Here is a 21,632-nt window from a genome sequence, read left to right as displayed (position 1 = left end):
ACAGGGAGCAGTGCATGCCAGACGGTCAGAGCCGACCGGAGCACGACGGGTCCGCGCCGGTCCGGGAACTCGACGCGCTGGTCATCGGTGCCGGGGTCAGCGGCATGTACGCCCTGCACCGGCTGCGGGGGATGGGCCTGTCCGTACGGGTCTACGACCGGGCGGGCGAGGTCGGCGGCACGTGGTGGTGGAACCGCTATCCCGGTGCCCGGGTCGACTACCCCGGGGGTCCGTTCTACTGCTACACGTTCTCCGAGGAGCTCGTGCGCGCGTGGGACTGGGTCGAGCGGCAGCCCGACCAGCCGGCCGTGCTGAGCTACCTCAACCACGTGGCGGACACGTTCGACCTCCGCCGCGACATCCAGCTCCACACCACCGTGCAGTCGGCCCGGTTCGACGAGGCGGCGCAGCGGTGGTCGGTCGAGACCAGTGACGGCGAGCGGATCAGCGCCCAGTTCCTGATCGCCGCGGTCGGCACCCTCTCCGCCCCCAACAAGCCGGACATCCCGGGCCTCGACGCGTTCGCCGGCGAGGTCTTCCACACCGGGAACTGGCCGCAGGAGGAGCAGGTCGAGTTCGCCGGCAAGCGGGTCGGCGTCATCGGCACCGGCTCCTCGGGTGTGCAGGTCATCCCGCACGTCGCCCGCGAGGCCGACCACCTGACCGTCTTCCAGCGCACCCCGCAGTTCGCCCTACCCGCCCGCAACCAGCCCCTCGACGCCGACCTGGTGCGCGACAGCAAGGAGAACTGGGCGGAGGTGCGCCGCCAGATCAAGGAGTACGGCAGGCCGCTGTCGATGGTGCCCTCCACCCGTTCGGTCCACGAGGACTCCGAGGAGGAGCGGCTGCAGGTGTTCGAGGAGGCCTGGCAGCAGGGCGGGCTGGCCCTGCGCGAGTGCTACCGCGACCTGCTCACCGACCCGGTGGCCAACGGCTACGTCGCCGACTTCGTCCGGGCGAAGATCCGGGAGACCGTGACGGACCCGGAGGTCGCCGCGAAGCTGATGCCCGACTACTACTTCGCCACCAAGCGCCAGGTCATGGACGAGGGCTACTTCGAGACCTACAACCGGGACGACGTCACCCTCGTCGACCTGCGGACGGAGCCGATCGAGACGTTCACCGCGGACGGCGTCCGGACGGCGACGGGCGAGTACCCGCTGGACGTCCTCGTGCTGGCCACGGGCTACGACGCGATCACCGGGGCCCTGCGCCGGATCAACCCGGTCGGGCGGGACGGGCTGGCGCTCGAGGACAAGTGGGCGACGGGCAGCCGCACCTACCTCGGCCTGAGCGTCGTGGGCTTCCCGAACCTGTTCATGTTCCACGGCCCGGAGTCGCCCTCGGTGATGTTCCACCAGTTCTTCGGCACGGAGTCCCAGGGCGACTGGATCGCCACCTGCATCGGCCACATGCGGGAGCACGGCCTGGCGACCATCGAACCGGTGCCCGAGGCGGAGGCGGCATGGGGCGCCGAGGTCCAGGCGCGCGCCAACCGCACGCTGTACCCGCAGACCGACTCGTGGTTCACCGGTGCGAACATCCCGGGCAAGCCGCGTGAGTTCGTCGTCTACATCGGTGGACCGCAGTACCACCAGCACCTCCACGAGATGGCCGCGAACGGCTACGACGGCTTCGTCTTCGCGCCCGCCCGCACGGGTGCCGGCTCGTCCGGACCCGTCACCCGCACGTGACCGTCGGCCACCAGTGCTCATCGAGCTCGCCTGACCAGACCGCCATGTCGCCGCCGACCAGGTGGCCTGCCCCTGGCGCGCCTACGCTCGCGGCATGGCGTCCAACCGCAGGCCGCTGGACGACCTCCGGGAGACCGTCGGGCGCCTGAGCGATCAGCTCCCGCGGCCCGGTCGCGTCGACGACCTGGTGAGCGACCTCTTCGGCGGCCGCCCGGGTCCCGCCCGGCCGCTGGCGGAGGTGCAGGCGGAGCTCGATGAGCTCATCGGGCTGGCGGCGGTCAAGGAGCAGGTGCAGGGGCTCGTGGCCTTCCTGCAGGTGCAGGCCCGTCGCAAGTCGCACGGCCTGCCCGAGGTCGCGACGTCCCAGCACCTCGTGTTCCTCGGCAACCCCGGCACGGGCAAGACCACGGTGGCGCGGCTCCTGGCCGAGATGTACCGGGCGGTCGGGTTGCTGCAGAAGGGCCACCTGGTGGAGGTCGACCGGGCCGCGCTGGTCGGGCAGTACGTCGGCTCGACCGCGATCAAGACCGACCGCGTCATCCGCCGGGCACTCGACGGCGTCCTGTTCATCGACGAGGCCTACTCGCTGTCCCCGGAGGGCGACGGCCGGATGGACTTCGGGCCCGAGGCCATCGAGGTCCTGCTCAAGCGCATGGAGGACAACCGCCACCGCCTGGTGGTGATCGTGCCCGGCTATCCCGACCTGATGGAGCAGTTCCTGCTCTCGAACCCCGGCCTCCGCTCGCGGTTCGCCCGTGAGATCCAGTTCCCCGACTACTCGACGGATGAGCTCCAGGCCATCTTCGCCACCATCGTGGCCCAGCACGAGTACGTGCTCGAACCCGACGCCGAGGCGACGCTCCGCCGCACCCTCGCGAACCTGAACTCCGACCAGGAGTCCGGCAACGCGCGCTTCGCGCGCACGCTGTTCGAGCAGGCGCTCAACCGCCAGGCGCTGCGGCTGGCGCGCGGCACGGGCCGGAGCGTGGATGCGCTCGACCGGGCCGAGGTGATGACGCTGACGGCGAGCGACATCGCCGAGGCTGCCCACACGCTGGGCGAGCAGCCGACCTGGTGAGCAGAGCGCGCCGATGGCGACGCCCGGTCGGCTGAGCGGGTGGTCGGGAAGCGGTCGAGGCGTTCGACCTCCGGGCCGTACGTCATTCCGCCGTTGGCCCGCCTCGGCGACGGGCGTTCACTTGCTGCGGTTCCCGCGTGACGTGGGACACCTCGTCCCACCGCCCACGAGGAGATCCCCGCTCTCATGACCACCCCCGCCCCGTCGTCCCGCTCCGTCATCGTCACCGGCGCGACCGGGGGCATGGGCGGTGACTTCGTGCGCGCCTTCGCCGCCACCGGCGCCGACGTCGTCGCCTCCGACCTGCACCGGAGCAGCGCGGCGGGGGAGGAGCTGGCCGCCGAGGTGACCGCTGTCGGCGGTGGCCGGGTCAGCTTCGTGCCCGCGGACATCACCTCCGACGACGACCTGGCCGCCCTCGTCGAGCACGCGACGGCGACCTCCGGTGGTGTGGACGTGCTCGTCAACAACGCCGGCATCTTCATGGACCTGGGCGCCAAGCGGCCGATGACCGAGGTGACCAACGACGTCTGGGACCAGGTGATGACCGTGAACGCGCGGGGCACCTGGCAGGCGATCAAGGCGGTGGTGCCGGCCATGCGCGCCCGCGGCGGCGGGCGGATCGTCAACATGGCCTCCAGCACCGTCTACAACGGCGTCGCCGGCTTCGTGCACTACGTGGCCAGCAAGGCCGCCGTCGACGGGATCACCCGGGTCGCCGCCCGCGAGCTCGGCCCGGACGGCATCACCGTGAACGCGCTGGCCCCCGGCCTGGTCGAGACCCCGGCCGCCATCGCGATGAACCCGCCGGAGTACCTGCAGCGCGCCGCGCAGGGCCGGTTCATCCAGCGCGGCATGGTGCCGGGTGACCTGGTCAGCGCCCTGCTCTGGCTCGCCGCCCCGGAGTCCGGGTTCGTCACCGGCCAGACGATCATCATCGACGGCGGGCAGCTCCAGGCGTGACCACCTCCCCACCGCACCCGACCCCGGAGGGCGTCATGGACCGGCCGACGACCGAGTACCTGTTCCGCGGCCCGCGCAGCACGCCCGAGTCGCGCGCCGGGCGGCCGCCCGAGCACCGGTTCGAGAACCGGCCGGGGATGGTGGTCGAGAAGGACATCGCCGTCCCGTTCGGCGACGAGGGGCACGTGCTCTACGTCGACGTGTACCGGCCGGACACCGACGTCCCGGCCGCGCCGCTGGTGAGCTGGTCGCCCTACGGCAAGCACAACCCGGCGCCGATCGGGCAGATCTACCCGGCCAGCGGCGTGCGGCCGGAGTGGACCTCGGACCTGACGACGTTCGAGGCGCCCGACCCCGAGTACTGGGTGCCGCACGGTTACGCGATCGTGCTGGCCGACGTCCCGGGCACCTGGTACTCGGAGGGCCGGGCCACCTACCACTCGCCGGAGGAGGCGCGGGCCTTCGCTGACGTCGTCGAGTGGGCCGGCACCCAGCCGTGGAGCGCCGGCAAGGTGGGGCTGTCGGGGGTGTCGTACCTGACGAGCCTGCAGTGGCGGGTCGCCGAGCTGAACCCGCCGCACCTGGCCGCGATCAACCCGTGGGAGGGGTGGAACGACACCTACCGCGAGGTGGCCCGGCACGGCGGGATCCCGGAGACCTCGTTCTGGCCCTACATCTGGGAGCGGTGGGGGGCGAGCACCACCGAGATCGAGGACCTTGAGGCGGAGACCGCCGCGCACCCGTTCTTCGACGACTTCTGGGCCAGCAAGTCCGCGGACCTGGAGGCGATCCGGGTGCCGACGTTCGTCGTCGCCAGCTGGGCCGACCAGGGGCTGCACACCCGCGGCACGCTGGAGGGCTTCCGGCGGATGTCGTCGGAGCACAAGTGGCTCGACGTCCACGGCCGCAAGAAGTGGGCCTACTACTACGAGCCCGAGAACGTCGAGCGCCAGCGGGCGTTCTTCGACCACTTCCTGCTCGGCCGGGACACCGGCCTGGAGTCGTGGCCGCGGGTGCGCGCGGAGGTGCGGGAGTCCTACTACCAGGGCACCTGGCGCGACCGCGAGCAGTGGCCGCTGGAGGACGTCGAGCACCGGCCGCTGCACCTGGACGCGGCCAACGGCTCGCTGGGCTGGGCGCCGGTGCAGGCGGTCGCCGAGGTCGGCTACGACAGCCTGGGCTCCGGCCTGGCGCCCCGCCGGGCCACCTTCTCGATCACCTTTCCGGAGCGGGTGGAGCTGGTCGGGCACACCACCGCCACCCTGTGGGTCTCCACCGACGGCGCCGAGGACGTCGACGTCTTCGTGGCGCTGTTCAAGCTGGACGCCGACGGCCGGCAGGTCGGCTTCCCCTACTACGGCCAGTTCGAGGACGGCCCGGTCGCGGTGGGCTGGCAGCGGGCCTCGCACCGGGAGCGGGACGACGAGCGGTCGACGGACTTCCTGCCGGTGCTGGCCCATCGGCGGCTGCTGCCGGTGACGCCGGGTGAGCCGACCCGGCTCGACATCGAGGTGCTGCCCTCGGGCACCCGGTTCGACGCGGGGGAGCGGCTGCTGCTGGTCGTGCAGGGCACCGACGTCATGCGCTACCGCGAGCCGCTCACCTACGCCCGGCACGCCGAGACGGTGAACTCGGGCCGCACGACCGTGCACACCGGCGGCCGCTTCGACTCGCACCTGCGGGTGCCGGTGCTGCCCCCGCGCGACTGAGCCGCCGTCCGCTCAGTCCTCGAGGAGCCAGACAGCGGTGTTCGGCGGCAGGGCGACGCTGCGGGCCGATGCCTTCACCGAGGTGCTCGAGGCGAGCAGCACCGACCCGGGGTTGCGCACCAGAACCGTCTCGGCGCCCATGTTGACCACGCAGCGCACCGTCTCCTCCTCGGTGGCGCAGCGCACGGTGAGCACGTCCCCGCGGGTGCCCACGGTGGCCGCGGCCGAGCCCAGCGCCGGGTGCGCCGACCGCAGGGCCAGCGCCCGCCGGTAGAGGGTGAGCATCGAGCCGCCGTCCCGGGTCTGCCGGGAGACCGCGAACCGGTCCCACTCGGCGGGGATCGGGAGCCACGGCTCGGCCGCACCGTCGGGGGAGAAGCCGACGCCGTCGGAGTCGTTCCACGGCATCGGCACCCGGCAGCCGTCACGGCCCGCCCGGGCACCGCCGCTGCGGTGGAAGATCGGGTCGAGCTTGGCCTCGTCGGGCACGACCGCCTGCGGCAGCCCGAGCTCCTCGCCGGCGTACAGGTACGGCGACCCGGGCAGCGCCAGCATCAGCAGGGCCGCGGCCCGCGCCCGGGCGGTACCGAGTTCGCCGCCGCCGAACCGGCTGACCTGCCGGTCCTTGTCGTGGTTGCCCAGCACCCAGGAGACCGGGGCGCCGACCGAGCTGAACGCGTCCAGCGCGGACTGCACGCCGTCGGCGAAGGCGTCCACGGACCACGACGACTTCAGCAGCCGGAAGGAGAACGACTGGTGCATCTCGTCGGGCCGGGAGTACAGCGCGACCTCCTGCAGGTCGGCCAGGCAGACCTCGCCGACGAGCATCGTGTCGGGATACTCGTCGCAGATCGACCGCCAGCGGCGCCAGACGTCGTGCACCTCGGGCTGGTTCCAGGTCATCGCCTGCTCCGGGCCGTGCCCGAACAGGGTGGGGGAGTAGGCGCCCGGGTTGTCGCGCAGCTCGGCGTCCTTGAACAGGCCGTAGGCGACATCGACCCGGAAGCCGCTGACGCCGCGGTCCAGCCAGAAGCGCAGGGTCCGGTCGAAGTCCTCGGCGACGGCGGGGTCGCGCCAGTTCAGGTCGGGCTGCTCGGGGGCGAACAGGTGCAGGTACCAGCGGCCGTCCGGCGTCCGCGACCAGGCCGGGCCACCGAACAGCGACTGCCAGTTGTTCGGCGGCTCCTCCGACGGCGGCGCGAAGTGGTACCGGCCGGCCTCGGCGGAGTCGGGGTCGGCGAGCGCGGCCTGGAACCACGGGTGCTGGTCCGAGGAGTGGTTCGGGACGACGTCCAGGATCACCCGCAGCCCGAGCTGGCGGGCGTCGGCGACGAGGGCCTCGATGTCGGCGACGTCGCCGTAGTCCGGGTCGACGGAGCGGTAGTCGACGATGTCGTAGCCGCCGTCGGCCCCGCCCGAGGGGTAGTGCGGGTTGATCCACAGCGCGTCGACGCCGAGCCAGGACAGGTACGGCAGCCGGGAGCGCAGGCCGGCCAGGTCACCGATGCCGTCGCCGTTGCCGTCGGCGAACGAGCGCAGGTAGACCTGGTAGACGACGGCCGTGCGCCACCACTCCGCGGGCGCCTGTCCGGGGGAGACCTGCGGCCTGCTGGAGGTCCGCACCGTTGCGAGCCGGGTTGCCATGTGACCACCATCGGCAGTCGCTCGGGCAAAGTCTGTGGTTCAGGTCACCAATGTCTGCGACAGGGGTTGGCAGATCGCGCCAGTCGGCTGCTGATGCGGTGGACAAGTCCAGGTGAGCGAGCCGGCTCCGGTGCAGCGGATCCGTCGTCCAGGTGCCAGGAAGATGATTGAGACGATGTGGTGCGGGGCACATCCCGGACGTGAGCGACTATGCCGTCGGTTTCGCCCGGCCCGATCGACGGTGGGGGCCGCCCGAGGAGCAGGCAGCCTCCTGGCACGCGGTCGAGGCGCACCGCCCTGCTGACGAGTTGGACGGCGAGGTCGAGCTGGCCGTCTGTGGTGCGATCGTGCAGGTCTGGGGTTCGCAGCTCTGGGAGCGGGTCGGCGCCGGGCGCGCCGGGTGCCCTGAGTGCCGCCAGCAGACCGGCGCCGCCCGCGACACCCCGGCGGTCCGCTCGTAACTCGGCCCCGGGCGCCCTCAGATCGACTGCGGGGCGTCCGCCGGCTTCTCCTGCGCGCGGGCGGGACGGCGGCCGGTGATCGCCGACAGCCCGGTGATGTCCCGGCCGACGATGAGCGCCTGCACGTGGTCGGTGCCCTCGAAGGTGTAGATCGCCTCGATGTCGGCGTGGTGGCGGGCGATGTGGTGCTCGAGCAGGATGCCGTCGCCGCCGAACAGGTCGCGGGCGTCGGCCACGATCGCGCGGGCTTTCTTGCAGTTGTTCATCTTCGCCATCGAGGCCATCGCCGCGGTCATCCGGCCCTCGTCGGCCAGCTTCGACAGCCGCCAGCTGAGCAGCCGCATGCTGGTGATCTCGGCGAGCATCCGGGCCAGCTTGTCCTGCACCAGCTGGTAGCCGGCGATCGGCTGGCCGAACTGCTCGCGCTGCAGGGTGTGCTGCAGCGCCAGGTCGTAGGCGGCCTCGGCGATGCCCAGCGCCCGCCAGGCGACGGTGTACCGGGTGCGGTCGAGCACCACCGAGACGTCTTTGAAGCTGTGGCAGTTGGCCAGCTTGTTCTCCGCCGGCACCCGGACGTCCGCCAGGGTGATCTCGGCCTGCCACACCGCCCGCAGCGCCGTCTTGCCGGTCATCCGGGTCGCCGTCCAGCCGATGGAGCCCTTGGGGACGACGTAGCCGCCGACGTTGCCGTCCTCGCCGCGGGCCCAGATGAGCACCAGGTCGGCGATGGTGCCGTTGCCGATCCACTTCTTCCGGCCGTTGAGCACGTACTCGTCGCCGTCCCGCCGGGCCTGGGTCGACAGCGCCACGGCGTCGGAGCCGTGCTCGGGCTCGGTGAGGCCGAACGCGCCGATCGTCTCCATCCGGGCCATCGCCGGCAGCCAGCGCTCGCGCTGCTCCTCGTCGCCGAGCAGGGCGATCGACTGCATGGCCAGGAAGCTGTGCACGCCGTAGAAGGTGCCGAGGCTGCCGTCGGCGCGGGCCCACTCGGCGGCGACCAGACCGGCGGCGACGGCGCTCATCCCGGCCGAGCCGTAGCCCTGCACCGTGCCGCCGGCGATCCCGAGCTCGGCGATCTTCGGCACGAGTTCGAACGGGAACTCGGCCCGCTCCCAGTAGTCGTTGATGACCGGGGTGACCTCGCGGGCGCAGAAGTCGCGGACGCGGTCGCGGACCTCGACCTCGTCGGGCTCCAGCAGGTCGTCCAGGGCGTAGAAGTCAGAAGCACCGTTGCTCACCGGCCCGAAGCTACCTCCGGGTGGCACCGGGTGCCGTGTGCTCAGCGCCGCTCCAGGAACCCCCGCAGCAGGGCTGCCTGCCCAGCGTGCTGCAGGTCGTCGCCGATGACGCTGACCAGCCGGACGCCGAGGGTGACCGGCGGGTCCCAGCGCTCGTCGACGACCCGGTCGAGGTCGGCGGGCTCCAGGGTGCGGACGAAGTCTGCGGTCCGCGCGTGCACGTCGGAGTGGTAGCCGAGGAGCAGCTGCGGGTCGGTGATCTCCGTCCTGCCGACGTCCTCGCTGCTGAAGCCGTAGCCGATCGCGCCCGGGCTGAAGGGGAGGGCGAAGCGGTCGGCCCAGCCGTTGGCGGTGTAGGCCTGCTCGGTGCCGGCGACCTCGGCGACGTGGTCGTCCTGCACCCGGGTGAGGTGCCAGACCAGCCAGGCGATGGTGTTGGCCTCCGGGTCGAGGCGCTCGGTCAGCAGGCCTGGGTCGATGCCGTCGAGGGCTCCCCGGACGGCGGTCTCGATGTCGTCGAACGCTCTCAGCAGCACGTCACGGCTCTCCATGCCGTCCGCCTACCCCATGATCACCGCGGCTCAACCGCGTGGCTCGGGCGCTGCGGTAACGCCCCGGCCGAGGGCTCCGCCGCGGCTCGTGCGTGCGCCAGGTAGACGGGCGGCTGCGCGGTGACGGCAACAGCGTCGTCCAGGTCGGCGTCCCGCAGTCGGCGCTGCTCCTCGGCCAGCGAGTGGTAGAAGCGGCGGGCCTGCTCGGCGACGGACAGGTAGGTGGCGGCCGCATCGACCACCTCCGTCACCCACTGCTGCTGTGCTCGCCACTCGTGCTCGGCCAGGACCGTGGCAGCACCGTGGTACAGGTCCTGGTGCAGCTGCCCGTAGGCGTCGGCGAGCCGCTGCATGTGGTGCAGGTCCCCGGCGGAGGCATCGGTGGCCAGGAGCAGCGTGCCCCACTGCCCGACCGTGTCGTGCAGCCGACGCTTGTGGGCCGAGACCTCCCGGTAGAGCGCGCAGGTGAACGCGTGCCGGGGCAGCAGTACGCGCAACCGGTGCTCCCGCTCGGCGGGGGTGAGCGACGGGACGACGGGGAGGCCCGCCTGGCTCAGGTGCCGACGGACCTCCTCGGTCCGGGCGTCGTCCCAGTCCGGGATGCCGCGCTCGTGCAGTGCCGTGCCGCAGAGGTGTGCGTCGAGTCGCCGCTGCCCGTCGAACGCCAGCTGGGCCAGGGCACGGAACATGATCCGCCCGACCTCGGCCACCCGCTTGCGTTCACGGTGCTTCATGGCGGCGTCCACGACGGCGCCCACGAGCGCGAGCTGCAGGAGGCCGGTGAGCACCGCCACCACCACCGGCACGGACCGGCTCCAGTGCCAGTGGGCGTCGGCCAGGACCAGTGCGATCGCGCCGGCCAGGGCCACGGTCAGCAGTCGCCAGGCCAGACCGCTGTCGGTGATGGCGGTCCGCAGGGTCCCGAGCCGGGCGCGGTCTGTCGAGGGGCGGAGGCTCACCACGGCCGGGATCGTCGCACCTGTGATCGGCGACCCGGCGGAGCGACGCGGCCTGTCAACCGCGTGGTGCGTCGTCCTCGTCGCTGGCGGTCTCCAGCTCCTCGACCTGCTCAGGGGTGGCCTGCTCCAGTGCGATGTCGCGGGGCTCGGGCAGGTCGTCGTCCGTCGGTGCCGTCATGGGCTCACCCTGCCCCAGCCGGCGGGTCAGGACAGCTCGATCGCCCCGGTGACGAGCAGGGCCAGCGCGCCGAGCACCAGCAGCACGAGCAGGACCAGCAGCACGGTGGGCACGACCACCCACCGGCGCTTGAACCGGAAGCGGCGCTGCTTGGCCGCCGCCCGGCGTTCGCGCCGGTTCATCGGCGGCTGGTGCCGCCGCTCGCTGACCTCGCGGACCACCGTGCTGATCGCCGCCTTGGACGTCGAGGCGAGCGCCAGCAGCTCGGACAGGTCGAATCGCTGCACGTCCCCGCCCCGCACGACGCGGGGCGTCTTCCGCGCCCGCTCGGGCTCGGCGGCGCCGGCGGGCTGGGCGCCCTCGGCCACGGCGGTCAGCTGGCGCCGGGCCTCGGCCGCCGTCAGCCGCTGGGCCGGGTCCTTGGTGAGCAGTCCGAGCAGCACCGGGGCGAGCGGCCCGGCCGCCCGCATCGGCGCCGGGTCCTCGCCGACGACGGCGAGCAGGATGGCCATCGACTCGGCCCGGTCGAAGGGGGTGCGGCCCTCCACGGCCGTGTACAGCGTCGCGCCGAGCGACCACAGGTCGACGGCGGGCGTGGGTGGCTCGCCCTGCGCGCGCTCGGGCGCCATGTAGGACGGCGAGCCGAGCACCGCGCCGGGGGCGCTGAGCGTGGCGTCACCGTTCGTGGTGGTGGCGATGCCGAAGTCGGTGAGGCAGGCGTGGCCGTCGTCGGCGACCAGCACGTTGGCCGGCTTGACGTCGCGGTGCACGATGCCCGCGGCGTGCGCGACCTCGATGGCCGACAGCACGTCCAGGCCGATCCGCGCGGTCTGGACGGGGGTGAGGGGCCCGTCCTCCTCGAGGATGCGCTGCAGGCTGCGCGACCGGACGTGCTCCATCACCAGCCAGGGGCGCCCGTCCTCCTCGACGACGTCGTGGATCGCCACGACGTGCGGGTCCTCCAGCCGGGCGGCGGCCCGCGCCTCGCGCAGCGTCCGCTCGCGGAGGACGGCGCGCTCGTCGTCGGTCAGGTGGACCGGGTAGGTGATCTCCTTGAGCGCCACCTCGCGGTGCAGCACCCGGTCGTTGGCGAGCCAGACGACGCCCATGCCGCCGCGGCCCAGCTCGCCGGCGAGCTCGTAGCGACCGCCGACGAGCCGTTCACCCTCGGTGGGCACGGAGGTCATGATCGGGAGCGTAGGCGTCGGGTGCGTGCGGCACACGCCGTGGAGCGACCGTCCACAGGCGTGGTGACCCGGTGGCCGGGCGGGCGGTAGGTTCGCCACCCGTCCGTCCCGGCAGGAGACCCGTGTTCTTCTTCTTGTCCCGGCTCACCCGCCTGCTGGGCACCCGGCTGCACGGCTGGCGGCTGCCGCTCGCCGTCATCGTGCTGGTCTTCCTGACCAGCTGGCTGGCGATGGCGCTGGTCGAGCCGGCCGGCAGCGAGATCGCCGCGCCGGGCAACTACTGGTGGTACTTCGTCGTCACCGCCGCGACGGTCGGCTACGGCGACTTCTTCCCTGTCTCGACCGCCGGGCACGTGGTCGGCACCTACGTCATCGTCGGCGGGATCGTCACGCTGACCCTGCTGTTCTCGCGGCTGGCCGACTACCTGCAGTCGGTCCGCGGGAAGCGCCTGAGAGGAGTGGTCGCACTGGAGCTGGCCGATCACGTCGTCGTGCTGGGGTACGCGCCCGGCCGGACCGAGCGGCTGCTGGCCGAGCTGGCCGTCGAGCCGGGCACCCGGATCGCCCTGTGCGCCTGGGACGAGGTGCCGCAGAACCCGGTGCCGGAGAACCCGGCGGTCTCCTTCGTCCGGGGCGACCTGACCAACGTCGACGTGATGACCCGGGCTTCGGTGGGCCGCGCCCGTACGGTCGTCCTCGACGGGCGCGACGACAACGAGACGCTGGCGATGGCCGTGGCGGTCGACCACGCCAACCCCGGCGTGCACATGGTCGCGGCGCTGCGCGACCTCGGCCGCCGGGAGAACCTGCGCTACGTCAACCCGCGGATCGCCTGCGTGCAGTGGCACATGCCCTCGTTGATCACCGAGGAGGCCGCCGACCCCGGTCTGACCGAGGTCTACACCGACCTGATGAGCGCGGGTGGGCACGGGAACACCTACTCCCTCCAGCTGCCGGCCGGACACGGCTTCACCACCTTCGGCGACTGCCAGGTGCACCTCGGGCGCACCTTCTGCGCGACGGTGCTCGCGCTCCGCGGTCCCGACGGGCTGCGCGTCAACCCGCCGTGGGACACCCCGGTCCCGGAGGGGACGACGCTGTACTACGTCGGCCGGTCGCGCATCGGCTCGGCGGAGCTGCTCGCCGCCCGCTGAGCCGCCTCCTCCTCGGACAGCAGGGTGCTGAGCATCCTGGCCGTCATCTCGACCAGCGGCAGGTGCCGGGACAACGCGCGCGGCTGGGCGCGGACGGACAGGCCGCAGAGGGTGCCGAAGAGCACCCCGTCCGCAGTCACGAGCGGGACACCCATGTAGGCGGCGACCCGTTGGGGGAGCCCGGTCTCCAGGTCGCGGTAGGCCGGGGTCGCGGCGGCGACGGTGGCGACCCGGGGCCCGACGCCGCTGACCATGGAGTGGCAGAAACTACGGTCCCAGGAGATCCAGGTGCCCGGCGGCAGCACCTCCTCAGGATGGGCGTAGAGCACCACCTGGCGAGGCTGCTCCAGCCGCGTGACCAGCCAGACGTCGAGCCCGACGGTGCGGTGCAGGAACGCCAGCGCGGCACGGGCAGCAGCGGGCCAGTCGGCGAAGGGGACGACGTCGTCCACGACGAGCGCGGCCATGACACTGCTTACGTCGGTGTGGTTCGGCCGTCAACCGCTCCGTACGCGTCAGATCCGGTACTGCCGCGATCCACCCCCTGGGTGATCGAGCTTTCACGCTGAGTCGCTGGGAGATGGGGTAGACAAGGAGACATGTCGTCCGCCGACCAGCCGCCGGCCGAGCTGCTGCAGCGTCCCGGTGTCCTCCGGTGGCTCTGGTACGCGATGGGCGGCGGCCTGCCCGAGCGGCACCGCACCTGGGTGCTGCGCGACACGACAGCCGACAACTGGGGTGCCCGGCACGTGCTGCGGGCCGTGGTGCAGATGGCCGTGCCGGTCGCGCTGGTGCTGCTGTTCGTCCCCGGCCCGTTCTGGATCCGCGGCATGACGGCGCTCGGCGGCCTGCTGCTCGGGCTGATCTTCTCCATCGCCTACATGAGCGAGACCACCGAGAACCGGGTGAAGAAGGCCGGGTACCCGGCCGGCACCGCCCAGGCGGTGCGCGAGGAGGCGCAGCGCTCGCGCAGCGCCGAGCGGACGGCGAAGCTGCAGGCGGCGGCGGCCAAGCGGGCAGCCCGCTACCGGGAGCGCCAGGGCCGCTAGACCTTGTCGAAGAGCGTGACCTCGTCCGGCTGGGCGGTGAACGGGTTGGCCCACTCCGACGGGGTGCCGGTGATCGGCTGGGCGTCGGTGACCACGACGTAGGGCGAGCCCGGGTAGACCGCGAGCACCCGGGACGGCGACGACAGGTGCTCGGTGCGCTCGATCAGCTCGCCGCGGCGCAGCTGCTGCGTCGTGCGGACACCGGCGAGCGCCTCGCCGACAGCAGCCGTCCACCGTGCGCCGTCCTGGGTGAAGACGATCGACCGGACCCGCTGCCCCGGGGGAGCGGGCTCGCAGCCGGCGAACTCGGCCAGGGCGTCGTAGAGCCGCTCCGCCTGCTCGTCGTCGCTGGCTCGGGGCAGGAAGAAGGCGACCACGGGCCGATCCTGCCTGGTGGCTACGACAGCTTCCGGCGGAGCAGCTCGTCCTCCCGCTTCAGCACCACGCCGACCAGCTCCCGGACGGCGCCCTCGGCCTGGCGGCCGATCAGCGGTGCGTCGACCCGCGCGTCGCCGGTGACGGTGGAGGTGGTGCCTGCGCCGGCTGCGGTCAGCCGCCGCTCGCCGGTGACCTCGACGGTGCGCCCGAACACCTCGGCGCGGATGTCCAGGGCGGTGCGGTACCCGTCGCCGTCCGGAGTCCACGACGTGCGCTCGACGACCGACACCGACGAGCCGACGAACCGCGCGAAGACCGGCGGGATGCCGGCGGTGGGGGCGGCGAACCGGACGGAGGTGCTGCGGCCGTCGACGGTCACCTCCTGCGCCTGCGCGCCGAGCGCGGTGGCCCGCTCGCGGAGGAAGGCCTCGTCGGTGAGCAGGGCGAGGACGGCGTCGGGCGCGGCGGGGTAGGTGTGCGAGGAGTCGATGGCCACGGGGCCATCATCGTCGCGGCTGGCAGGCGGCGGCTCACGCGTTGGTGGACCTGACGTCCACGCGGTCCTGAGGCAGGGGCTCACATAGACGCGGGGCAGTGGTCCATGCGGCAGGTGCGTCGGTCCTGCACGCCACGTCAAACGGGCGAGTTCCGCGGATGCCTCCAAGGTGTGATTGGCGTGTCACAGGCCTGTGGTCGTCGTCATTGATGGATACGGTCCACGCCGTGTCGATATCGGAGACTGAACCGTCGGACGATGAGGGCGTGGAGCCCGCTCGACCAGGCGGTGTTGATGGCGACAACGCCAACCTGATCGCGCGGCAAGCGCGCACTGCTAGCAGGTGGCGAGCAGTCGTCGGCATCGCGGCACTCTTGATCTTCACCTGCGTCGGCATGGCTGTGATCGTGGCGACCAATGGCGAGGAAAAGGATGGCGTTTCAATGGACGCCGCCCCTACGTCCAATCCATTCCTCGAACGTCCTACGCCGTCCGCTGGCCATGCGCGGCCGTCGGCCTACACCCCGCCGCCAGCAACCGGCTCCTATGCCCCGGTGCCGACGAAACCCCTTGCTCCAGGGACTCCGTCGGATGCAACGAACGCCGACGACTCGTTCCTCTCGACGATCTCAGTACACCCTAATTTCTCGAGCGTCCCTGACGCTCAGCTGATCGAAGCCGGTCACGCCATATGCGATCTCCTCGACACTGGCGCCGACATCGCCGCCGTCGGCGCAGCCGCTGGCGGCAGCGGGTTGACGTCGGACGAACTAGTCGTTCTCGCTGTATCCGCTGTAGGTGCTTACTGCCCGGAGTACGAAAGCCAGTTCTGACGAGCAACCCTTCGCCGGCCACGAGCCCACCGTGGTGAATGGCGGGGAGCCGCTGGTGATCACTCAGGTGTGTCCCGGGCATGGGAGGCGCTCGGCGCGCAGCGTGTCATTGCGGCTCGTGGACGATGCCGCCACAACGAGCTGGTTCGATCAGGTGCGGTCCTGCCGCCGCTGGCGACGTCTGACGGCGCTCCCCCCTCCTGCAAGGGGCTCTGCAGTTCAGTCCGCGGCGGGCGCGAACCGCACCGTGCGGGTGGCCGGGTCCGCCGTCGTCAGCCGGACCTCGACCTGCTCGCCCGGGGTGAGCCGGCCGTCGCAGCGGGCCTGGACCGCCAGCTCGCTGAGCACCACGGTCGACCGCTTTTCCTCCGCATCGAGCACCACGGCGTCGAACACCTCGCCGACCCGGCCGGCCAGGACCGTTGCCTCGACCAGGTCGATGACGGCGCGTTCCACCTCGTGCGTGCGCCGGTCGGAGGTGGCCATCAGCGCGGGCAGCTCCGGCAGTGCGGCGCGCAGCTCGGCGGAGGGCTGCTCGCCGGCGGCCAGCGCCAGGCAGACCTCGGTGCCGAACCGGTCGACCAGCCGGCGCAGCGGTGCGGTGACGTGCGCGTAGGGCGCGCCGACGCCGCCGTGCCCGGGCTGGGCCGGCGGCGGGCCGTCGAACGCGGTGTAGGCCGCGCCGCGGAGCAGCGCGGCGGCGGCGTCCAGGAACGCGGCGTCGCGCGGCCGGGCGGGGTCCAGGTCGGCGATGACGTCGCCGGGCCCCGCGCCGTCGGGCCAGTCGACGCCAAGCCCGGGGGCGAGCCGGCGGAGCGTGGCGACCGCCCTCGGGTCGGCCGGCGGCAGCGTGCGCAGCACCCCGACCCCGCCGTCCAGCATCAGCCGGGCGGCGCACCGGCCGGTGAGCAGCGAGATCTGCGCGTTCCAGCCCTCGACGTCCGACTGCCCGCGGAAGGCGATCGTCCAGCCGCCGTCCGGTCCGGGCTCCACCTCCTGGGATGGCGTGCCCAGCTCGATGGCGCCGCGGTCGCGGGCCCGGGCCTGCAGCAGCCGGCCGATCTCGGGCAGCAGCTCGAGCTCCGGGGGCACCTGCGCGCCCACGGACTCGTAGTCCAGCTGGGCGCGGCTGCGGACCCGGGCCCGGCGCAGGTCGACGGCGGTGACCTCGCCGTCGGCGTCCAGGTCGATGGTCCACAGCGCGGCCGGCCGGAGCTCGCCGGGCAACAGGCTGGCCGCCCCCTCGGACAGCTGCGGCGGGTGCAGCGGAGTCCGGCCGTCGGGGCAGTAGACGGTCTGGCCGCGGCGGCGGGCCTCGGCGTCGATGGCGCTGCCGAGTGGCACGAAGGCACCGACGTCGGCGATCGCGTAGGACACCCGGTAGCCGCCGGCGGTGCGGGTGAGGTGCACGGCCTGGTCCAGGTCACGGGCACCGGGCGGGTCGATGGTCACCAGCGGCAGGTCGGTCGCGTCGTGCTCGGGGAGCGGTGGGTCGGCGACCACCCGGTCGGCCTCGGCCAGCACGTCAGCGGGGAACTCGTCGGGGACCCCGGCCTCCGCCCGGATCGCGGCGAAGTCGAGCGGGACGGACACCTTCAGCACGCGAGCCACGGCGTCACCCTGGCACGGGGCTCGACGCGGCACCTACGTTCGGCCCCACCCGCAGGCCTCCGACGCAGGGAGTTCGCTGATGCCGCGCTACCTCATCTCGTTCGACGACGGCTCGATGGACCACATCCCGGCCGAGGACTGGCCCGAGGTGGGCGAGGCCTCGCACGCCGTGGTGCAGAAGGCGAAGGACGCCGGTGTCTGGATCTTCGGCGGCGGCGTCCAGCGCCAGCAGGCGGCGATCGTGGGCACCGACGGGCAGGTGACCGACGGCCCGGTCCCGGAGACGAAGGCGGTCATCGGGGGCTTCGCGATCATCGAGGTGCCGTCGCGGGCGGAGGCGCTGGAGTGGGCTGCCCGCATCGCCCGCGGCTGCCGGTGCGCGCAGGAGGTCCGGGAGATCATGTACGACCCGGAGTCCTGAGCACGGGGCGCTGGTCACCGTCGTCACGCACCGGCGACCAGTGGGTCGGACGGAACGGCGGTCCCACCCATCTACCGCCTCACGGCGATCGCCTCAGAAGCCCTTCGAACCATCAGGTGATGGGCAGGGCTTGAGTCGGCGCGGTCTCAGTGCGGGGCGGTCTGCGACCGCTCATGATCCAGGCGCCATCTGAAGTAGCGGTTGGCGTAGATGCAGAAGGCCAAGACAGCCACACCGATGAGGGAGATGGCCCAATTGCCAGCCGGTGGCGATTCCACGGGGACGAACCACGCGGCTACCACCACGAACGAGGAAGGTGCCATCGCAGCCCAGGTCGCGATGTACCGGGTCTTGTGTGAGTACGTGAAACCGCTGCCCTCGAAGAGCTTCTCAGCCAAGCTCATGAAGCAGCTCTCCAACGTTCGACCTGCTCGGACAGCGTTTCCCCACAAGGGCAAGGATCCTCGACACGCCTGGACGCCGCTCGGGCGTCGTTGAGGTGGCCCCATGCGCGAGCGTCCTCGCCTCAGCGGCGGACTGCTGCGATCGCCTGGTCATAGAGCTCGCCGAGCGTCCCTCTGCCGTCGCGCTCGGCCCACACCTCGGTGGCGGTCTGCAGGCAGGACAGTGCCGCTGCGACGACGGCGCGTGCGGCCAGATCGCTGCTGGCGGCAGCGTTGGGCTCCCCGGCGAGGCGCTCCTGTAGCACCGGCACGAGCGAGTCCTGCCACTGCTGGTGCTTCTCCAGGCTGCGGGCGCGAAGGGCGGGGGAGGTGCGGATCAGTTTCGCGACGGTCAGTGCCCGATCCGGTGCGAGGTCGGCCCCTGGGAGCGTGAGGGCTGCGGCGCGTAGCGCTTCCCAGGGACCCTCCTCCTGCGGGCGGGCTCGGAGGGCAGCACTGAAGTCGAGCCTGGTCTGCGTGGTGTCGCCCAGGACCAGGTCCTCCTTGGACCCGAAGTAGCGGAAGAACGAGGTCCGTGACAGTCCGGTGGCAGCAACGATCTGGTCGACCGTGGTTGCTTCGAACCCCTGGTTCGTGAACAGGTCCAGTGCGGTCCCCACGACCTCGTCGTGCACCGCGCGCCGGGTGCGGCTCCACAAGCCGGGGGTTGGCGTCCCGTGCGAGGTCATGAGACGACCCTATCGCAGGTGAGACTTCGGTCCTTCCTGGTACCAAGTACCAAGATGGGTTACGGTTCCATCCTCCGAGGAAGGGACCCCCCATGACAGCCCTTGACCATCGTCCCCAGACCACCGTGATGACCGGGGCCAGCTCGGGCATCGGGGCGGTCTTCGCTTCGGCCGGGCGCCTGAACACACAAGCCCCCGACCCGGCGCCCGCATTGGCGCCCGCATCGACGCTGACGCCGTCGTCTGATCTGGTGCCCGCCTCACCCTCCAGGCGTGGCACGACCGGCGACGAACGAGCGCTCGAGGGGTCGGCGTGAGAGCGCTCGCTCGGTTCGCCATCCGACGACGTTGGGTCGTCGTCACCGCTTGGGTCATCGCCATCCTTGCGTTGCAAGCAGTGCTCTCGGCGATGGGCGGGGCGCAGTACGAGGACGACTTCTCGCTGCCCGGCACGGAGTCCGAAGCTGTCTCCGAGCTCTTGACCGAAGCCGGGTTGGCTGAGCGCAACGGCGCGTCGGGCCAGATCGTGCTCAACGCCGGCGAGGCGGACATCTCAGAGTTCGCCGACCGGGTGCAGCCCGCGCTGGAGTCCCTGTGCGCAGCTGACGTGGGCCTGTCCTCGGTTCAGTCGCCGTACGGCAGCACCGACTGTGCGACGGGTGCGGGCTCGACCGACGCCACGGCACAAGACGCGCTCGTGAGCCCCGACGGATCGATCGGACTCATCATCGTGAACTACTCGGCCGCGCAGCCGACGACCGAGCACCTCGACGGCACCGTCGAGCGGTTCGGCTCGGCCTTCTCCGGCCGCCCTGTGGCAGACGACCCCACTGCCGCGCTCGAGCAGCTTCAAGGCGGTCCGCTGCAGGTCGAGTTCACCGGGGAGGTCTTCCGTGGCCTCACGCCCACAGAGAGCGCGCTCTCACCTGAGCTCATCGGCTTCCTCGCAGCCTTCGTCATCTTGCTGCTGGTCTTCCGCAGCCTCAGCGCCACGGTGCTGCCGCTCATCAGCGCCGTCGCTGCGATCCTGACCGGGCTCCCGCTCATCGGCCTGCTGTCGCACACCATGTCGGTGGCATCGTTCGCCGATCAGCTGGCGCTGCTGATGATCCTCGGGGTCGGGGTGGACTACGCCCTGTTCATCGTGACCCGGCACCGCCGCAACCTCCTGCGTGGGCTGGGAGTGGAGGAGTCGATCATCCTCGCGGTCGACACAGCAGGTCGAGCCGTGCTCTTCGCGGGCATCACCGTCTGCATCGCCTTGATGGGCATGTGGGCCCTGGGAGTGAGCTTTCTCTACGGGGTGTCGCTGGGCACCGCGATCGGCGTCGCGATCACGATGGTCGCCTCCCTGACCCTGCTGCCTGCACTGCTGCGCCTTCTCGGCCTGCGAGTGCTGCCCCGTCGCCAGCGGGCAGCGGTGCGAGCCGGAACCGTCGAGGTCGGTGACCACCATGGACCGTGGTTCCGCTGGGCGGACCTCGTCCAACGACGCCCGATCGCGCTCGGGATGCTTGCCGCCGTCCTGTTGGCTGCGCTGTCGGTGCCGTTCTTCTCGATGCGCCTCGGCGCCCCCGACCAGGGCACCGACCCGCTGGACCAGACCACCCGCCGTGGATACGACTTGATCGCCGAGGGGTTCGGGCCTGGCTACAACTCCGGACTCCAGCTCGTCGTCAGCGGACCGGGGTCCGCAGACGAGGCGTTCCTGGGGCGAATCGCCGACCGCCTCGGCACCGTCCCCGACGTCGCCCCCGACAGCATCCAGACCGTGCCCGCCGGACAAGGTGTCTCGCTGATCACGTTCAAGTCCGTGACCTCTCCCCAGGACGCGGCGACCACCGAGCTGATCGAGCGGTTGCGCGCCGACGTACTGCCGCCGTTGTACGAGAGCACGGACAGCCGCATCTACGTCTCCGGTAGCACCGCGGTCTTCGTGGACTTCGCGGAGATCCTGTCAGCCAGGATGGCGCTGTTCTTCACCGCGGTCATCGGCTTGTCCTGCCTGCTGCTGCTCGTGGCGTTCCGGAGTCTGCTCATCCCGGTCACCGCCGCGGCCATGAACCTGCTCGCCGCCGGGGCGTCGTTCGGCGTGGTGGTCGCGATCTTCCAGTGGGGCTGGCTGGCCGAGCCGCTGGGGATCGGCGGCGGCGGACCAATCGGGGCCTTTCTGCCGGTGATGTTCTTCGCGATCCTCTTCGGACTGTCCATGGACTACCAGGTGTTCCTGGTGAGCCGCATCCACGAGGAGTGGCGGCGGACCGGCGACACCGCCCGCGCCGTCACCGTCGGCCAGGGCGAGACCGGCGGCATCATCACTGCGGCCGGGCTGATCATGATCGCTGTCTTCGGCGGATTCGTGCTCGGCGACGACCGAATCATCAAGCTGTTCGGCATCGGCCTGGGGTCAGCGGTCCTCCTCGACGCGTTCGTCGTGCGCACCGTTCTCGTGCCTGCGCTGATGCACCGGTTCGGACAGGCGAACTGGTACCTGCCTTCCTGGCTGGACAGAGTCCTTCCGCACGTGTCGATCGAGGCACCCGCCGGTGGCGACAGTGTCAAGGACGAAGAAGATGACGGCGTCGGCGACCGGACGCCCGCTGAGCAGGCCGCAGGGGGCGTCACGTAGTTCTCAGCGCTCGGCTACTACGTGGGCGCTGCACCGGGCTCCTCACCACTGACGCGAGGTGTCCGGTGCTGCCCTCTCCGCGGGGTAACGGCTCTTGGTTCCGGGCGTCAGGTGTCGGAGACACGGTGGCAGGGCTGCGCCGGATGCCACTCGACGCTCGACCGGTTTCTGAGCCTGCTCGTCGGGCACGCCGCTGCTCGCAGAGCCGAAGGGCGTTGCGCTGGGGATCCACTGCCGCTGTCGGGCGCCCGTGTCCAGTTGCGTGCA

21 protein-coding genes are annotated in these 21,632 nt (G+C 71.8%); 10 read left to right on the top strand and 11 right to left on the bottom strand.

Annotated features, from left to right (window positions below; translation table 11 throughout):
- Window positions 1-14: 14 nt before the first annotated feature.
- From FHX36_RS07855 to FHX36_RS07840, 4 genes are all read left to right on the top strand, one after another.
- A complete protein-coding gene (locus FHX36_RS07855) occupies window positions 15-1,694 on the top strand; it encodes a flavin-containing monooxygenase (RefSeq protein ID WP_110550862.1) in 1,680 nt (559 codons plus the stop codon).
- 94 nt (window positions 1,695-1,788) lie between these two features.
- The gene (locus tag FHX36_RS07850; protein WP_110550863.1) at window positions 1,789-2,772 is read left to right on the top strand and encodes an AAA family ATPase; all 984 of its coding nucleotides are present in this window, start codon (window positions 1,789-1,791) and stop codon (window positions 2,770-2,772) included.
- A gap of 186 nt (window positions 2,773-2,958) precedes the next feature.
- Entirely contained in the window at window positions 2,959-3,735 is a 777-nt protein-coding gene (locus FHX36_RS07845; protein WP_110550864.1) for an SDR family NAD(P)-dependent oxidoreductase, read from the top strand.
- Window positions 3,732-5,444, top strand: coding sequence for a CocE/NonD family hydrolase (locus FHX36_RS07840; RefSeq protein WP_110550865.1), 1,713 nt, complete (start codon window positions 3,732-3,734; stop codon window positions 5,442-5,444). Before FHX36_RS07845 ends, FHX36_RS07840 begins: the two co-directional genes overlap by 4 nt.
- Before the next feature lie 12 nt (window positions 5,445-5,456).
- On the opposite strand, the gene FHX36_RS07835 is transcribed toward FHX36_RS07840, so the two are convergent.
- A complete protein-coding gene (locus FHX36_RS07835; RefSeq protein WP_110550866.1) occupies window positions 5,457-7,088 on the bottom strand; it encodes a glycoside hydrolase family 13 protein in 1,632 nt (543 codons plus the stop codon).
- A 200-nt stretch (window positions 7,089-7,288) separates the two neighbouring features.
- On the opposite strand from FHX36_RS07835, the gene FHX36_RS07830 reads away from it, so the two are divergent.
- Window positions 7,289-7,549 carry a hypothetical protein gene (locus FHX36_RS07830; protein WP_110550867.1) on the top strand — a complete coding sequence of 87 codons (261 nt, stop codon included), beginning with the start codon at window positions 7,289-7,291 and terminating at the stop codon, window positions 7,547-7,549.
- 17 nt (window positions 7,550-7,566) lie between these two features.
- On the opposite strand, the gene FHX36_RS07825 is transcribed toward FHX36_RS07830, so the two are convergent.
- Genes FHX36_RS07825 through FHX36_RS07810 form a run of 5 tightly spaced genes read right to left on the bottom strand, consistent with a single transcriptional unit; the run spans window position 7,567 to window position 11,662 of the window.
- Complete coding sequence (locus tag FHX36_RS07825; RefSeq protein WP_110550868.1) at window positions 7,567-8,787, bottom strand: acyl-CoA dehydrogenase family protein; 1,221 nt, start codon at window positions 8,785-8,787, stop codon at window positions 7,567-7,569.
- A 41-nt stretch (window positions 8,788-8,828) separates the two neighbouring features.
- Window positions 8,829-9,338 (bottom strand): mycothiol transferase, encoded by a 510-nt coding sequence (locus FHX36_RS07820; RefSeq protein WP_110550869.1) that lies wholly within the window; start codon window positions 9,336-9,338, stop codon window positions 8,829-8,831.
- 20 nt (window positions 9,339-9,358) lie between these two features.
- Window positions 9,359-10,300 carry a hypothetical protein gene (locus FHX36_RS07815; RefSeq protein WP_110550870.1) on the bottom strand — a complete coding sequence of 314 codons (942 nt, stop codon included), beginning with the start codon at window positions 10,298-10,300 and terminating at the stop codon, window positions 9,359-9,361.
- 52 nt (window positions 10,301-10,352) lie between these two features.
- Window positions 10,353-10,475, bottom strand: coding sequence for a hypothetical protein (locus FHX36_RS23430; RefSeq protein WP_258372586.1), 123 nt, complete (start codon window positions 10,473-10,475; stop codon window positions 10,353-10,355).
- A gap of 26 nt (window positions 10,476-10,501) precedes the next feature.
- A complete protein-coding gene (locus FHX36_RS07810) occupies window positions 10,502-11,662 on the bottom strand; it encodes a serine/threonine-protein kinase (protein WP_110550871.1) in 1,161 nt (386 codons plus the stop codon).
- Between the two features lie 122 nt (window positions 11,663-11,784).
- Here FHX36_RS07810 and FHX36_RS07805 point away from each other — a divergent pair, with 122 nt between their 5' ends.
- Complete coding sequence (locus tag FHX36_RS07805; protein ID WP_110550872.1) at window positions 11,785-12,816, top strand: ion channel; 1,032 nt, start codon at window positions 11,785-11,787, stop codon at window positions 12,814-12,816.
- Here FHX36_RS07805 and FHX36_RS07800 read toward each other — a convergent pair.
- Window positions 12,765-13,283 carry a GAF domain-containing protein gene (locus FHX36_RS07800; RefSeq protein WP_110550873.1) on the bottom strand — a complete coding sequence of 173 codons (519 nt, stop codon included), beginning with the start codon at window positions 13,281-13,283 and terminating at the stop codon, window positions 12,765-12,767. The genes FHX36_RS07805 and FHX36_RS07800 overlap by 52 nt on opposite strands.
- 132 nt (window positions 13,284-13,415) lie before the next feature.
- On the opposite strand from FHX36_RS07800, the gene FHX36_RS07795 reads away from it, so the two are divergent.
- Window positions 13,416-13,865: a DUF5313 family protein gene (locus FHX36_RS07795; protein ID WP_110550874.1), complete on the top strand. Its 450-nt coding sequence runs from the start codon at window positions 13,416-13,418 to the stop codon at window positions 13,863-13,865.
- On the opposite strand, the gene FHX36_RS07790 is transcribed toward FHX36_RS07795, so the two are convergent.
- Together FHX36_RS07790 and FHX36_RS07785 are read right to left on the bottom strand one after the other, a co-directional pair.
- On the bottom strand, window positions 13,862-14,242 hold the full coding sequence (locus tag FHX36_RS07790; protein ID WP_110550875.1) for a hypothetical protein: 381 nt from the start codon (window positions 14,240-14,242) through the stop codon (window positions 13,862-13,864). The two genes, FHX36_RS07795 and FHX36_RS07790, sit on opposite strands and share 4 nt — an antisense overlap.
- A gap of 20 nt (window positions 14,243-14,262) precedes the next feature.
- Entirely contained in the window at window positions 14,263-14,739 is a 477-nt protein-coding gene (locus FHX36_RS07785) for a DUF2505 domain-containing protein (RefSeq protein WP_181428638.1), read from the bottom strand.
- 227 nt (window positions 14,740-14,966) lie between these two features.
- Between FHX36_RS07785 and FHX36_RS23825 the strand changes: the two genes are divergently transcribed.
- Window positions 14,967-15,572 carry a DUF732 domain-containing protein gene (locus tag FHX36_RS23825; RefSeq protein WP_181428639.1) on the top strand — a complete coding sequence of 202 codons (606 nt, stop codon included), beginning with the start codon at window positions 14,967-14,969 and terminating at the stop codon, window positions 15,570-15,572.
- Window positions 15,573-15,791: 219 nt separating this feature from the next.
- Here FHX36_RS23825 and FHX36_RS07775 read toward each other — a convergent pair whose 3' ends face one another.
- Window positions 15,792-17,183, bottom strand: coding sequence for an RNB domain-containing ribonuclease (locus FHX36_RS07775; RefSeq protein ID WP_183513658.1), 1,392 nt, complete (start codon window positions 17,181-17,183; stop codon window positions 15,792-15,794).
- Between the two features lie 79 nt (window positions 17,184-17,262).
- On the opposite strand from FHX36_RS07775, the gene FHX36_RS07770 reads away from it, so the two are divergent.
- Complete coding sequence (locus FHX36_RS07770) at window positions 17,263-17,604, top strand: YciI family protein (protein ID WP_110551408.1); 342 nt, start codon at window positions 17,263-17,265, stop codon at window positions 17,602-17,604.
- Window positions 17,605-18,130: 526 nt separating this feature from the next.
- Here the strand turns inward: FHX36_RS07770 and FHX36_RS07765 are convergent.
- Window positions 18,131-18,736, bottom strand: coding sequence for a TetR/AcrR family transcriptional regulator (locus FHX36_RS07765; protein ID WP_110551406.1), 606 nt, complete (start codon window positions 18,734-18,736; stop codon window positions 18,131-18,133).
- A gap of 313 nt (window positions 18,737-19,049) precedes the next feature.
- Here FHX36_RS07765 and FHX36_RS07760 point away from each other — a divergent pair, with 313 nt between their 5' ends.
- Window positions 19,050-21,365 (top strand): MMPL family transporter, encoded by a 2,316-nt coding sequence (locus FHX36_RS07760; protein ID WP_110551405.1) that lies wholly within the window; start codon window positions 19,050-19,052, stop codon window positions 21,363-21,365.
- Window positions 21,366-21,632 lie beyond the last annotated feature (267 nt).

Origin of the sequence: Modestobacter versicolor (assembly GCF_014195485.1) — a bacterium.
GTDB lineage: Bacteria > Actinomycetota > Actinomycetes > Mycobacteriales > Geodermatophilaceae > Modestobacter > Modestobacter versicolor.
The sequence above is the reverse complement of the archived record's forward strand: the minus strand, read 5'-3'. Positions and strand labels throughout refer to the sequence as shown.